Raw genomic sequence first — 12,890 nt, 5'->3', positions numbered from 1 at the left:
CCGAAGGAAAGCGCGGGCGTCTAGCTGACGTGGTTGCCGCCGATCGCGAGATGCGCCGGTATTTCGGCGCCCATGGCCGAGAGTTCTCCGGTCTTCGTGACGTCATGGTCCATGCCGATGATCGCCTTCTCCGACTGCGCGATCATATTGCCCGTGATGCTGATGGGGCCCGCACCTTCGCTCACCGAAGGAGCGATCGCGATCACGCATTCGCGCAGGAGATTTCCACTGGCCATGAGATTGCGCGCATAAGGACCCCAGCCCAAATGGATCCCGCAATAGGCGACGCCTTCGATGACATTGCCAGTGACGATGGTGTCGGCTTCAGCGCCAATGGCGATGGCGCTGCTGTTGGGATTGGAGCCGCCGCCGGTGATTTGGCGGACGATATTGTTGGCGCAGACCGCCAGCCGGCCGCCTTCCCTGAAATTGGTGATCGAGATTCCCGCCGCCGCCGTCTCGATGATGTTGCCCGAGACAACCGCGCCATCGAAGGCGAATTCGACATAGATCGCCGTTTCATTGAGCCGCGAGACGGAATTGTTGACGATCTGGCAGTTGCGCCCGGAATTGTTGCGGATGGCGCTGTAGCCGCAATCGCTCACGCGGTTGTGGCTCACGATGACATTGCCGGCCCGGAACACCACGATGCCATTGCCGTTCTGGCCTGAGCCGCCATTGTCGTAGCGCACCCGCTCGATCCGGTTGCCGCAGACGATCGTGCCGTCGGGACGCTGCTCGCTGGTCCACACCTGGATGGCGTTATTGCCGATGTCGTGAAGGTCGTTGCCGGTGATCTCGAGCCCGGTCGAGTCGAGCGCGAAGATGCCGGTGCGCCCTATATTCGACGCGCTGTTATGGGTGACGCGCCCCGAGCATTGCGTGAGCATAAGGCCGTTGCCAGTGAAATTGCCGAAGCTGCAGTTTTCGACAGTGAGATTGGGACAGCTCCGTGCCGAGACCAGGTCCGCCTCGCTTTCTTCGGCTGTGCCCTGGCCCTCGAAGCCGATGCCATCGAGGGTGACGGAAGAGGCTTCGATGGCGAATATGCCGGTTTCCCTTGTCGTCAAGAGTGTCGTCAATCCGCGGATGCCTTGAAGAGCGATGGGACGATCGATGCGGATGTCCGACAGCTGATAGGTGCCCGCCGGCAGCAGCAAAACGCCGCCACGCTCGGAAACCTTGGCGATAGCCTTCTGGAAGGCCGCCGACAGGTCGCCCTTCGCATTGGGTCTCACGCCGAGATCGGTGGCCGAGATGAGCGCATTGCCGGATGCGGCGAGCGCCGCTTTCGGAGTGACGGCACCCGCGGCCAGCACCGGTGCTGCAGACATGAAGATGCGGCGTGAGAAATCCATTTTGGCACAGTCCTCGGGCCAATCGTGCAAGCTTCGTGCCCGTCTCTTGCGCGAGGGAATGATTTTCGATGCGAGGGCGTATCCGATTCAAATGTGTGAGGAGGTCGATCATGAAGAGCGGCATGATTGTAGTAGCGGCATTGGCTTTTTCTCTGGGCGTCATGCCTGCCTTCGCCCAGGGCGGCGGTGGTGGCGGTAGTGGCGGCGGTGGCGGCGGTGGCGGCGGCAGTGGCGGTGGCGGCAATAGCGGTGGTGGCGGCAGCAGTGGCGGCGGCAGTAGCAGTGGCGGCAGCGGACAAACCGTCAAGCATTGCAAAAAGAATGAGGTCCAGGACAAGAAAACGAAAAAATGCGTCAAGGTCTCTTACGGAATCCTCCCCGATGAAGAGCTCTATCGGGAGGGCAGTGCCCTGGCGCAGGCCGGCGAATATGATTGGGCGCTCACCGTCCTGGCGGCGATACGCAATCAGAACGACCCTTATGTCCTGAACTACACGGGATACAGCCTGCGCAAATCCGGACGGCTCGATGAAGGGATTCGGTATTACCGCAAGGCCCTCGCGATCAATCCCAATTTCGTGCTTGCTCGCGAATATCTGGGCGAAGGTTATGTCGCCGCCGGCCGCATCGATCTCGCCAAGATCGAGTTGAACGAGATCGCCAAGCGCTGCGGCACGACCTGTGAGGAATACCAGGAACTCGCCGAGCACATCGAGCGAGGAATATAGCGCATCGACCCGAAAAGTGTGCGCGGTTTTCGGGCAAGCCGATGCGCAAAAAAGAGCGCAACCTATTCCGCCGCGCGCTGGGCATAGCCCAGGCGCTCATTGAGCCGGTCGAGGAGCTTCTGCGCCGCCTCCGGGATGACGGTGCCGGGAGGAAACACGGCGGCAGCGCCGGCGGCGAGCAGCGTTGCCACATCTTCCGGCGGTATGACGCCGCCGACCACGATCATGATCTCGGGCCGTCCTCGCTCCTCGAGCGCCGCCTTGAGGAGCGGCACATGGGTGAGGTGGCCGGCGGTGAGCGATGACACGCCCACCACATGGACATCGCTCTTCACCGCGAGATCGGCGACCTCTTCGGGTGTCGAGAACAAGGCTCCCACTTTGACGTCGAAGCCCATGTCGCCGAAGGCCGAGGCGATCACCTTCTGGCCGCGGTCATGGCCGTCCTGGCCGATCTTGGCGACGAGGACGCGCGGCGGCCGGCCATCGGCCTCGCGGAAGGCGCGCACCGAGCGGCGCGCTTCTTCCAGCCTGTTGCCTTTGCTCGCCGCCTCATAGATGCCCTTGACGGCACGGCTCTCGGCGGCATGCCGGCTCCATGCTCTTTCCAAGGCCAGCGATATCTCGCCGACCGTCGCCTTGGCGCGCGCCGCATCGACGGCGCCGGCGAGGAGATTGCCTTCGCCGCTCCTGGCCAGATGGGTCAGCCGCTCGAGGGCTGCCTGGCAGGCATGCTCATCCCGTTCGGCGCGCAGTCGCGCGAGTTTCTCGATCTGTCTCGCACGCACCGCCGAATTGTCGACTTTCAAGATGTCGATCTCGGCGTCCGTGCCATGGACATATTTGTTGACGCCGACAACGGTCTGCTCGCCCGAGTCGATGCGCGCCTGGGTGCGGGTCGCCGCTTCCTCGATGCGCAATTTCGGTATGCCGGCCTCGATGGCGTGCGCCATGCCGCCCATCTTCTCGACTTCCTCGATATGGCCCCAGGCCTTGGCGGCGAGGTCATAGGTCAGCCGCTCGACGAAGAAGCTGCCGCCCCAGGGATCGATGACGCGGCACGTGCCCGCTTCCTTTTGCAGGAAGAGCTGGGTGTTGCGCGCGATTCGGGCGGAGAAATCGGTCGGTAGCGCCAGCGCCTCGTCGAGCGAATTGGTGTGCAAGGACTGCGTCCCGCCTTGCGTCGCGGCCATCGCCTCGATCCCGGTGCGCACCACATTGTTGAAGACGTCCTGGGCGGCGAGGCTCCAGCCCGAGGTCTGGCAATGGGTGCGCAGCGACAGCGAGCGCTCGTCCTTCGGACTGAAGCTCTTGAGGAGCTTCGCCCACAGCATGCGGGCGGCGCGCATCTTCGCCACTTCCATGAAGAAGTTCATGCCGATCGCCCAGAAGAAGGACAGGCGCGGCGCAAAACGGTCGATATCGAGGCCTGCGGCGATGCCGGCGCGCACATAATCCAGCCCATCGGCGAGCGTATAAGCGAGCTCGAGATCGGCCGTCGCCCCGGCTTCCTGCATATGGTAGCCCGAGATCGAGATCGAGTTGAATTTCGGCATCTTCTCGCTGGTATAGGCGAAGATGTCGGAGACGATGCGCATCGACTGCTTGGGCGGATAGATATAGGTGTTCCGCACCATGAATTCCTTGAGGATGTCGTTCTGGATCGTGCCTGAGAGTTTTCCCGGCGCGACACCTTGCTCCTCGCCCGCCACGATATAGAGCGCCATCACCGGCAGCACGGCACCGTTCATGGTCATCGACACGCTCATCTTGTCGAGCGGAATGCCGTCGAACAGCGTGCGCATGTCATAGATGGAATCGATGGCGACGCCCGCCATGCCGACATCGCCCGCGACGCGCGGATGATCGGAATCATAGCCGCGATGGGTGGCGAGATCGAAGGCGATCGAAAGTCCCATTTGGCCGGCCGCCAGATTGCGCCGGTAGAAGGCGTTCGAATCCTCCGCCGTGGAGAAGCCGGCATATTGCCGGATCGTCCAGGGCTGGGTGACATACATGGTGGGGTAGGGTCCGCGCAGATAGGGCGGGATGCCGGGCCAGCTGCGCAAAAAATCGAGGCTTTCGGTGTCGGCGGCCCTATAGGCCGATTTGATCGCGAGTCCTTCCGGCGTTTCCCAGATGGACGCCGCGGTGGCCATTGGCTCGGCGCTGAAACCGATCTTGCTGAAATCCGGGATGCGGCTCATGACGACGCTCCGGCGGTTTCGAAGACCTGCGCCAGCCGAGAGACCGGCGCTGTCCCGCGGGGCACGTCTTCAATCGACGGCGCGGCTTCACGCGGTGGCCTGTAGGCGGTCACGCCGATGATGGTCTCGGTCTTGTCCTTGATGCGGGCCAGCTTTTCCCGGCGCTTCTCCGTGACCAGGGCGGCGATGCGGCCGCTGGCGATGGAAGCGGCGATGCCGCCTTGCTTCTCGATCTCCTGGAACAGCGACCAGGCTCTGTCGCAGAGCGAGCGGGTCAAATGCTCGACATAGCCCGCACCCGACGCCGGATCGCTGACACGCCACAGTTGCGATTCCTCCTGCAGGATAGTCTGCGTGTTGCGGGCGATGCGGCGGGCGAATTCATCGGGCAGCCCTTGCGCCAGCGAGAAGGGGAGGACGGTGATACGCTCGGCGCCGCCAAGGGCTGCGCCGAAGACCGCCGCCGTCGTCCTCAGGATGTTCGTATGCGCATCGAGCGCCGTCATCATCCGCCATGATGTTTCACCGTGAAGAGTGATGGCATCCGCCGACAGGCCCGAGGCGGCGAGGATGCGCGACCACAGCAGACGGCCGGCGCGGAATTTCGCCAGCGTGACGAACATGTCCTGGTCGGCCGCGAGCGACAGGGACACAGCGTGCTTCAGATGGTCGTCATCGAGATGATCGAGGGCGCGCAGATAGGCGACACCCGTGGCAATGGTGAAAGCGAGCTCCTGGACCTCACTCGCCCCCGCATCATGCCAGATGATGCCTGAGGCCTCGGCGAAGGGGCCGATGAAGTGTTGCTCACGCAGAGCTTTGACGGATCCGCGCAGCCTCTCGGCAAAGTCGGGATCGATCGTGTTCTCGCCGGCACCGCTCCCGATCGGATCGAGGCCGAAACCCAGACGCAGCCTTTCCGGATCGACCGGCTGTGTCGCCACCCATTGTGCGAAGGCCTTGGCAGCTTGGGCTCCATGGGGACCGGCATCGAGGCTGAGATCGATGGCGTCGATCCTTATGCCCGTCATGAGGCGGGCCACGCTCTTCTGGTCGAGTGTCGTGAGCCCAAAGCCGCGCGCGCCCGTCGCGTCGGCGAAGGCGAGACGAAGACCCGTCGCGCCGTGATCGAGATCGTCGAGCGCTTGCTCATTGGCGCGCACCGCATCGGGATGGTCGGCCCGCTGCATCACCGTCCAGGGCGTCTGCTCCGGCCGGTGGGCTGCGCTGGCGCTTCCCGATGAATAGAGCGGCGCCAAGGCGATGCCATCCGCCGTCCGTGAACAGAGTTTCTTCTCGAAATCGGCGCCCTTGAGCACGGCCTCGACGCGCTTGCGCCAATCGCTTTCGCTGGCGCACGAAAATTCCGCGGCGAGTGTCAGCGAGGGTGCCGCAACGTCAGACATAGCTGCCAAGGCCCGGGATGGAGCCGGCCACCTGCTTGACGAGATCTTCGCCCGCAACCTCCTTGGCATAGGCGAGGGTTTCGCTGCCGAGCCCTTTGATCTGATCCATGCTGAGGCCGGCCGCTTGCAGCTTCGTGATCGCGGCCAAAGGCCCGCCCATCAGGCCGCCGCCCAGCATGCCGAGAAGCCCGCCGCCGCGCGAACCGTCGCCGCCGTGACGCTTGGCCAACTCCTCGGCACCGGGCAGCTTGGCGAAGAGCTCACCGACCTTCTGCTGATTGCCTTGTGTCTTGACGAGCGAGAGCATGATGCCCAAGGCCTTCTCGGCACGCTTCGGATCGAGACCGGTTTTCGTCACAATTCGGGCAATCAGCTCCTGCATGGGAACTCCGGCAAGTTTGAACTCGCCAGCGTTTTATAGCAGATTGAAGCACTTGCAAGGTGCATGACGGCGCACCAAAGGGGACTTTTCGACGATGGCTGACAATACGATCTTTCTCGGCAAGGCGGACAAGCGCGAGGATCTCTTCCTGCCCATGGCCAATCGCCACGGTCTGGTGACCGGCGCCACCGGCACCGGCAAGACCGTCACCTTGCAGATCATGGCCGAAGGCTTCTGCAAGGCCGGCGTACCGGTCTTCGCCGCCGACGTGAAGGGCGACCTGTCGGGCATTTCCGAAGCCGGCACGGCCCAGGATTTCCTCCTCGAGCGCGCCAAGAAGGTCGGCTTCAAGGATTATGGTTTCGAGGCGACCCCGACGATCTTCTGGGACCTGTTCGGCGAGCAGGGCCATCCCATCCGCACGACCATTTCCGAAATGGGTCCGCTTCTCCTGTCGCGCCTGATGGGCTTGACCGACGCGCAGGAAGGCGCGCTCAACATCGCCTTCAAGATCGCCGATGAGGAAGGCCTCGCGCTTCTCGACCTCAAGGACCTGCGCTTGCTTCTCTCCGACCTCGCCAGCCGCGGCAAGGAATTGCGCACCGACTACGGCAATCTCAATGCCATGACCATCGGGTCGATCCAGCGCCGCCTCGTCGTGATCGAGGAGCAGGGCGGCGACAAGTTCTTCGGCGAGCCGGCGCTCGACATCAAGGACCTGATGCGCAAGACCAATGACGGCCGCGGCTACATGAATGTGCTCGCCGCCGACAAGCTGATGTCCTCGCCGCAGCTCTATGCAACCTTCCTGCTGTGGCTCCTTTCGGAACTGTTCGAGGAGCTTCCCGAAGTCGGCGATCCCGACAAGCCGAAGCTCGTCTTCTTCTTCGACGAGGCGCATCTGCTCTTCACCGACGCGCCGTCCGGCCTGTTGCAGAAGATCGAGCAGACGGTGAAGCTCATCCGCTCGAAAGGGGTGGGCGTCTATTTCGTGACGCAGAATCCGCTCGACGTGCCGGAAAGCGTGCTGGCGCAAATGGGCAACCGCATCCAGCATGCGCTGCGCGCCTATACGCCGCGCGAGCAGAAGGCGGTGAAGACCGCGGCCGACACCTTCAGGCCCAATCCCAAGTTCAAGACCGAGAAGGCGATCACCGAGCTCGGCAAGGGCGAAGCCCTGGTCTCGGTGCTCGATCTGAAAGGCGTGCCGACCATGGTGGAGCGCACGCTGATCCGCCCGCCCGAGAGCCGCCTCGGTCCGATCACGCCCGAGGAGCGCCAGAAGCTCATCAAGTCGTCGCCGGTCTATGGCGAGTATGACGAAGCGGTCGATCGCGACTCCGCTTATGAGAAACTGACCCAGCGCGCCAATGAGCGGGCCGAGGCGCAAGAGAAGGCCGCGGCCGAGAAGGCGGCGGCGCGCGCGGCGCGTTCGGCACGCTCGGCACCCCGGCAGCGTGAGTCGGCCACGGACCGCTTCGTCAAGAATGTCGCCGGCAGCGTCGGCCGCCAGGTCGGCTCGATGGTGGTGCGCTCGCTGGTGCGCGGCATTCTGGGCGGGTTATCCAGGCGATAACGTTCCGCTGATAAAGCTTTCCGACCTTTCTCTTACGTGGCGGCATAGTGGCTGCTAGCTTTCCATTATCTGAGCCGAAACCTTCGACCTTTCCCAGGGCATGGGCCTGCAGACGGGAAGATGTCGCGTTCGAGCCTTTCGGTTTTGGTGATCCGCGCCGGCGCCGCCCCGAGGCCGGCGAGGAGCCCGCATCCTCATGCGTCGACGAGGCCGGACGGGACAAGCATGGCCATATCGCGCGAAGCAAGCCCGGCCACCCGGCTTTCCGGCAACAGATGTCGCCGACTTTTTCCACCATCGACAGGATGGTTTTGACGATGATGCCGAAGAGCTCGGCGATCTTCATCAGCCAGGGCGCAGCGCTTCGGCAGAGCGTGCCGGTCATGGACAGTTCCTTTTTGGGGAGGTGCGAGGACATCAAAGCAATGTGCCCGGCAACGACTGCCCGGGCACATTTCCAACTCTGATATTATCCAAACCGCGCTTTGGCCCACGATGTCAAGAGGCATTATCGCCGGTGCGAAACAGCGTTGGAGTCACAAGTCGGAAATCTCGCTGAGCGCCCTCTCCAGACTGACATGGCCCAGGAAGCCGCCGGCGCCTCGCGCCTCTTCGCCATGTTCGATCGCATGGGCGAATTTCACCGCCGGATCGTCTTCGAGCCTTTCGAACAGGCTCTGCAGTCCGGGATAGGTCTGGCGGTCGACGACATCGTGATATTTCGTCCAGCGGGCGATGCCGATGAAATAGGCATCCGCCAGCGTGCGCTGGTTGCCGAGCAGCCACGGCCCCTTGCCCAGCATCTTCTCGAGCTCGCCATGCGCTTTCGCGACATTTGCCGCGCCATAGGTCCTGAGCGCCTGCTTCGCGTCGGGCTTCATGTCATGCTCGAGCGTGTACCAGAGCGGGCTGAAGCTGTTGAAGAAGCTGGTGTTGAGATAGGCCAGCGCCTGGTTGAGGCGGTCGAAGCCGGCCGTGCCTTGCTTGAAGGCGAGACCCTTCTCGGTCCCGCTCGTTCCCAAGTGATTGAGGATGGCGAGGCTCTCGCTGATGATCCTCTCATCTTCGGTCAGGAGCGAGGGCGTCTCGCCCACCGGGTTGATGCGGCGATAGGCGTCGCTCTGCACCACTTCCGGCATGTCGATGCGACTGAGCCGGTAGGGTTTGCCCAGCCATTCGAGCGCCACGATCGAGCCGAAAGAGCAGCCGGAGGGCACGCCGTAGAAGAGGATGGGGGTCATGTCGGTCTCCTTTTTGTTGAGACTACTGATATAAATCGTGGACTTTCAGGCGGTAGACGGGGTATTCGAACCCTATAGTCCATGCTTATGGACGATGGTTCCATGTATAATCTCAACGATCTGATCTTCTTCGTGCAGGCCGTGGATCTGGGGAGCTTCGCCGCTGCCGGGCGACGCCTGGGGCAGCCGAAGTCGACGGTGAGCAAGCGCGTGGCGGAGCTCGAAGCGGCGCTCGGCGCGCGCCTCATCCACCGCACCTCGCGCAGCTTCGTCCTGACCGACACCGGCCGCGATTTCTACGATCACGCCCGCGCCGCGGTCATCGAGGCGGAAGCGGCCGAGACGGTCGTTCGCGAGCGGATGGCGGAGCCCAGTGGAACCGTGAGGATCACGGCCTCGGTTCCGACCGCTCAATTCCACCTCGCCGACCAGCTCCATGCGCTGGCACGCCGCTTTCCCAAACTCGAGATCCATCTCCATGTCACCGATCGCTTCGTCGATCTCGTCCAGGAAGGTTTCGATATCGCGGTGCGCAGCCACTTTGCTCCGCTGCCCGATTCGGACCTGATGCAAAGACAGATCGGCACCGATCGCATCGTCCTCATCGCATCGCCCTTCTATCTGGAAGAGCGCGGCACGCCATCCACCCCTGAAGCCTTGAGCGAACATGATGGCCTCATCATTGCGTCGTCTGCACGCACATGGCGCCTCACGTCACAAGATGAAATATCTGTCGCGGTCGCGCCACGTCCGCGTTTCTTTGCCGATGAGTCGGTGGTGCTGCTCAAATCGGCGATAGCGGGCCTCGGCATCGCGTGCCTGCCCGAGAGCATCGCCGCCCCGGCGATCACGGAAGGCGCGCTGAACATCGTCCTGCCCTCATGGACAGCGGGCAATATCGCCACGACGATTCTCACGCCGCATCGCCGCAGCCAGTTGCCTTCCATCCGCGCCGTGATCGATTTTCTCGCCGAGAACAGAGCTTCTAAATAATCTCATCCTCATCGAAGAGCGGCGCTTGCGAGAGCTCACCGCCGATGCGGCCGATGCGGGCGCGGGACGTCTCGGGGTCCTTAACCCGGGCGATATGGAAGAGCGCATCGCCGCGATTGACGATCGGCAGGTTGGTGCGCCCGATGACGATGCCGTCTTCGGGCGAGATGACCTGCACGGCACGCTCGCCAAAGGGATCCGAGATCTCGCCAATCGCCTCGCCCTTCTCGACCCGGTCGCCGGCAAGCGGCGCGGCGCGCAGCAGCCCGCCTTCCGGAGCCCTGAGCCACGCGCTCGAGGTCGAGATCGCCGGCGGCACCTTGCTTCTTGCGATATTGGCGGGGGCGATCATGGCGAGCCACTTCATCACCCGCAATATGCCGATGACACCGGCCCGGATCGCGATCTCATCGAAGCGCAACGCCTCGCCGCCTTCATAAAGGAGGACTTTCACGCCCCGGTCGCGCGCGCATTGCCGGAGCGTGCCTTCACGCAATTTCGAGATGAGGATGACCGGCGGCCCGAAGGCCTCGGCCATCTGAAGGAGATCGGGCTCGCCGGGCGCGATGCGGATCTGCGGCAAATTGGTGCGATGGAGTGCGGCAGTGTGAAGATCGATGCCGTAGTCGCTCCGCAGCACCACCTCGCGCATGAACAGATCGGCGACGATCGAGGCGAGCGAGCCGTGGTCCGATCCCGGGAAGGAGCGGTTGAGGTCGCGCCGGTCCGGCATATAGCGCGAATGGCTGATGAGGCCGAAGGCATTGACGACCGGCACGGCGAGCAGCGTGCCGGCGAGATCATGCACGGCGCGATGGCGGATCACCCGTCGCACGATCTCGGCCCCCAGGATCTCATCGCCGTGGACGACGGCGGAGAGGAACAGCACAGGTCCCGCCTTCTCGCCATGGATGGCATGCACGGGCAAGGTCAGCGGCGTGTGGTTGGACAGCGCGCTGATCGGCAGGTCGACGGTCTTGCGCTCGCCCGGTTGGAGCGTCGTCGTTCCCAGGTGGAACGGCTTGGCGCTCATCCCTTGCCCTTGGTCCGGGTGCGTCCGGGCCGCGCCTCCGCCTCGAGGAACTGGATGATGGCGGAAGCGACATCGACGCCGGTCGCCTTCTCGACGCCCTCGAGCCCCGGCGAGGAATTGACCTCCATCACCAGCGGCCCGCGATTGGACTGCAGCATGTCGACGCCGCAGACATTGAGGCCCATCGAGCGCGCCGCCTTGATCGCCGCGGCCTTCTCCTGGCGCGTGACGGTGATCTTCTCGGCGTGGCCGCCGCGATGCAGGTTGGAGCGGAAGTCGCCCTTGGCGCCCGAGCGCAGGATGGAGGCCACCGGCTTGCCGTCGATCACGAAAACGCGGATGTCGCGGCCTTCCGCCTCCTTGATGAATTCCTGCACCAGGATGGCGATATCGGCGCCGTGGAAGGCCTCGATGACCGATTTCGCCGAATTATGCGTTTCGCTCAGGACCACGCCGATGCCCTGCGTACCTTCGAGCAGCTTGATCACCGTCGGGGCGCCGCCGACGATGTCGATGACGTCATCGGTGCGCGTCGTGTCGTTGGCGAAGGCGGTGATCGGCAGGCCGACGCCGTCGCGCGCGAGGATCTGCAGCGAGCGCAGCTTGTCGCGCGAGCGGCCGATGGCGACCGATTCGTTGAGCGGATAGACGCCCATCATCTCGAACTGGCGCAGCACCGCGAGCCCGTAGAAGGTGTGGGAGGCGGCGATGCGCGGGATGACGGCATCGAAGCCTTCGAGCTTCTCGCCCATATAGCGCAGCTCCGGCTTGCGCGAGGTGATGTTCATATAGCAGCGCAGATAGTCGACCGGCACGATCTCATGGCCGCGCGCCTGGGCGGCTTCCATGATGCGCTGATGTGAGAAGAGCTTGGGATTGCGGGTCAGAAGCGCGATTTTCATCGAGGCTTGGTCTTTCTCGGTCGCCGTGATCTGAGAAAAGTGCGGCTCGGATCGACCAGGAAATTCCCCTTGATCGAGCTCCGGCCGATGAGCATGGCGGCTCCCATGTCGGAGCGCTGGGTGAGGGTGATTTCGGCTTCGAGAAGCTGTCCGCCGATCTCGACCGGGGTCGCGATCACGGCACGCAGCTCGATCTGGCCGTTGGAGCTCTTGACCCGCCGCAGGTCGTGCAACGGCATCTCGCATTCGATCCGCCGCGAGGAGCTGCCGCGGCGCTGCACCTTGAAGCGCACCTTCATGCGTTTTCCCCGCCCGGTGATGCGGATGTCGTCGGCATGAAGCGCGGCGGAGCGCGCACCGGTATCGATCTTGGCGACGATCGGGCCGGCGCCGAGCTCGGGCAGGCTCACCGTTTCCTGCCAGCCGATCAGGGTCCGTTCTTCGTCCCGGTCGCTGTCTTCATGCGTCATGGCAGCACCATAAACCACCGTCCATAAAAGGGAAATCCGGCTTTTCGGTTTTTCGCCGGTTGCGTTACCATCACTCCGCGGACGGCCAAAGGGAGGATGCGATGAAGGATGGAGAGCTCATGCAGGTGGCTTATCTCGTGCGTGACATCGAGACGGCGATGAAACGCCATTGGGATCACTGCGGCATCGGCCCGTGGCATGTCTATCGTTTCAAGGCGCCGGACGTGCGCGACTATCTCTATCGCGGCAAGCCCGCCACCCATGAGGTGCTGATCGCCGTCACCAAGACGGACGGCATCCAGCATGAGCTGATCCAGCCGGTCAGCGGCTATTCGATCTATGACGAGTTTCTTGAACGCCGAGGCGAAGGTCTGCATCACACCAAGCTCTATTATGCCGATTGCGCCAAGGCGGTCGCCGATTACGAAAGGCGCGGCTACAAGGTGATCCAGAGCGGCAAGTTCGATGCCGATGAGCACTACTATCTCGATACCGAGAAGGACTTCGGCTACATCATCGAGCTCGGCAATGGCGGTAGGATCAGGGAAACCGACTGGCGCTATCCGAAATAGCTCCAACTCGCACTCAATCCGT

Annotated in this window: 13 protein-coding genes; 5 read left to right on the top strand and 8 right to left on the bottom strand. The window is 63.3% G+C overall.

Annotated features, from left to right (window positions below):
- Nucleotides 1–20: 20 nt before the first annotated feature.
- Nucleotides 21–1,358: a TIGR03808 family TAT-translocated repetitive protein gene (locus DS839_RS15720; RefSeq protein WP_119271394.1), complete on the bottom strand. Its 1,338-nt coding sequence runs from the start codon at nt 1,356–1,358 to the stop codon at nt 21–23.
- Between the two features lie 110 nt (nt 1,359–1,468).
- Here DS839_RS15720 and DS839_RS15715 point away from each other — a divergent pair, with 110 nt between their 5' ends.
- Nucleotides 1,469–2,086: a tetratricopeptide repeat protein gene (locus DS839_RS15715; protein ID WP_119271393.1), complete on the top strand. Its 618-nt coding sequence runs from the start codon at nt 1,469–1,471 to the stop codon at nt 2,084–2,086.
- Nucleotides 2,087–2,148: 62 nt separating this feature from the next.
- Here the strand turns inward: DS839_RS15715 and scpA are convergent, their stop codons facing one another.
- The 3 genes from scpA to DS839_RS15700 are packed head-to-tail and all read right to left on the bottom strand — an operon-like array spanning nt 2,149 to nt 6,081.
- Nucleotides 2,149–4,293 carry a methylmalonyl-CoA mutase gene (gene scpA, locus DS839_RS15710; protein ID WP_119271392.1) on the bottom strand — a complete coding sequence of 715 codons (2,145 nt, stop codon included), beginning with the start codon at nt 4,291–4,293 and terminating at the stop codon, nt 2,149–2,151.
- Complete coding sequence (locus DS839_RS15705) at nt 4,290–5,699, bottom strand: methylmalonyl-CoA mutase family protein (RefSeq protein ID WP_162918563.1); 1,410 nt, start codon at nt 5,697–5,699, stop codon at nt 4,290–4,292. Before DS839_RS15705 ends, scpA begins: the two co-directional genes overlap by 4 nt.
- The gene (locus tag DS839_RS15700) at nt 5,692–6,081 is read right to left on the bottom strand and encodes a DUF2267 domain-containing protein (RefSeq protein WP_119271390.1); all 390 of its coding nucleotides are present in this window, start codon (nt 6,079–6,081) and stop codon (nt 5,692–5,694) included. The genes DS839_RS15705 and DS839_RS15700 overlap by 8 nt, the downstream gene beginning before the upstream one ends.
- 94 nt (nt 6,082–6,175) lie before the next feature.
- Between DS839_RS15700 and DS839_RS15695 the strand changes: the two genes are divergently transcribed.
- Nucleotides 6,176–7,657 carry a helicase HerA-like domain-containing protein gene (locus DS839_RS15695; protein WP_119271389.1) on the top strand — a complete coding sequence of 494 codons (1,482 nt, stop codon included), beginning with the start codon at nt 6,176–6,178 and terminating at the stop codon, nt 7,655–7,657.
- A gap of 47 nt (nt 7,658–7,704) precedes the next feature.
- The gene (locus DS839_RS36480; protein WP_162918562.1) at nt 7,705–8,124 is read left to right on the top strand and encodes a hypothetical protein; all 420 of its coding nucleotides are present in this window, start codon (nt 7,705–7,707) and stop codon (nt 8,122–8,124) included.
- A gap of 69 nt (nt 8,125–8,193) precedes the next feature.
- On the opposite strand, the gene DS839_RS15685 is transcribed toward DS839_RS36480, so the two are convergent.
- Nucleotides 8,194–8,898, bottom strand: coding sequence for a glutathione S-transferase family protein (locus tag DS839_RS15685; protein WP_119271387.1), 705 nt, complete (start codon nt 8,896–8,898; stop codon nt 8,194–8,196).
- 102 nt (nt 8,899–9,000) lie between these two features.
- On the opposite strand from DS839_RS15685, the gene DS839_RS15680 reads away from it, so the two are divergent.
- Entirely contained in the window at nt 9,001–9,891 is an 891-nt protein-coding gene (locus DS839_RS15680; RefSeq protein ID WP_119271386.1) for a LysR family transcriptional regulator, read from the top strand.
- Here the strand turns inward: DS839_RS15680 and DS839_RS15675 are convergent.
- From DS839_RS15675 to DS839_RS15665, 3 genes are read right to left on the bottom strand one after another with little or no spacing between them, the layout of a single operon-like run.
- The gene (locus DS839_RS15675; RefSeq protein WP_119271385.1) at nt 9,884–10,924 is read right to left on the bottom strand and encodes a succinylglutamate desuccinylase/aspartoacylase family protein; all 1,041 of its coding nucleotides are present in this window, start codon (nt 10,922–10,924) and stop codon (nt 9,884–9,886) included. The two genes, DS839_RS15680 and DS839_RS15675, sit on opposite strands and share 8 nt — an antisense overlap.
- The gene (rimK, locus tag DS839_RS15670; RefSeq protein ID WP_119271384.1) at nt 10,921–11,826 is read right to left on the bottom strand and encodes a 30S ribosomal protein S6--L-glutamate ligase; all 906 of its coding nucleotides are present in this window, start codon (nt 11,824–11,826) and stop codon (nt 10,921–10,923) included. The genes DS839_RS15675 and rimK overlap by 4 nt, the downstream gene beginning before the upstream one ends.
- Entirely contained in the window at nt 11,823–12,296 is a 474-nt protein-coding gene (locus tag DS839_RS15665; RefSeq protein WP_119271383.1) for an ATP-dependent zinc protease family protein, read from the bottom strand. Before DS839_RS15665 ends, rimK begins: the two co-directional genes overlap by 4 nt.
- A 101-nt stretch (nt 12,297–12,397) precedes the next feature.
- On the opposite strand from DS839_RS15665, the gene DS839_RS15660 reads away from it, so the two are divergent.
- Nucleotides 12,398–12,868 (top strand): VOC family protein, encoded by a 471-nt coding sequence (locus DS839_RS15660; protein WP_119271382.1) that lies wholly within the window; start codon nt 12,398–12,400, stop codon nt 12,866–12,868.
- The last annotated feature ends 22 nt before the right edge of the window (nt 12,869–12,890 follow it).

The organism is Taklimakanibacter deserti (genome assembly GCA_003574785.1).
Note: the sequence above shows the minus strand (reverse complement) of the source record. Positions and strands in the feature narration are given on the sequence as shown.

Bases quoted from the DNA above. Each gene is read 5' to 3' on its own strand.
- DS839_RS15720 (WP_119271394.1), bottom strand. From the start codon at position 1,358: ATGGATTTCTCACGCCGCATCTTCATGTCTGCAGCACCGGTGCTGGCC.
- DS839_RS15715 (WP_119271393.1), top strand. From the start codon at position 1,469: ATGAAGAGCGGCATGATTGTAGTAGCGGCATTGGCTTTTTCTCTGGGC.
- scpA (WP_119271392.1), bottom strand. From the start codon at position 4,293: ATGAGCCGCATCCCGGATTTCAGCAAGATCGGTTTCAGCGCCGAGCCA.
- DS839_RS15705 (WP_162918563.1), bottom strand. From the start codon at position 5,699: ATGTCTGACGTTGCGGCACCCTCGCTGACACTCGCCGCGGAATTTTCG.
- DS839_RS15700 (WP_119271390.1), bottom strand. From the start codon at position 6,081: ATGCAGGAGCTGATTGCCCGAATTGTGACGAAAACCGGTCTCGATCCG.
- DS839_RS15695 (WP_119271389.1), top strand. From the start codon at position 6,176: ATGGCTGACAATACGATCTTTCTCGGCAAGGCGGACAAGCGCGAGGAT.
- DS839_RS15685 (WP_119271387.1), bottom strand. From the start codon at position 8,898: ATGACCCCCATCCTCTTCTACGGCGTGCCCTCCGGCTGCTCTTTCGGC.
- DS839_RS15680 (WP_119271386.1), top strand. From the start codon at position 9,001: ATGTATAATCTCAACGATCTGATCTTCTTCGTGCAGGCCGTGGATCTG.
- DS839_RS15675 (WP_119271385.1), bottom strand. From the start codon at position 10,924: ATGAGCGCCAAGCCGTTCCACCTGGGAACGACGACGCTCCAACCGGGC.
- rimK (WP_119271384.1), bottom strand. From the start codon at position 11,826: ATGAAAATCGCGCTTCTGACCCGCAATCCCAAGCTCTTCTCACATCAG.
- DS839_RS15665 (WP_119271383.1), bottom strand. From the start codon at position 12,296: ATGACGCATGAAGACAGCGACCGGGACGAAGAACGGACCCTGATCGGC.
- DS839_RS15660 (WP_119271382.1), top strand. From the start codon at position 12,398: ATGAAGGATGGAGAGCTCATGCAGGTGGCTTATCTCGTGCGTGACATC.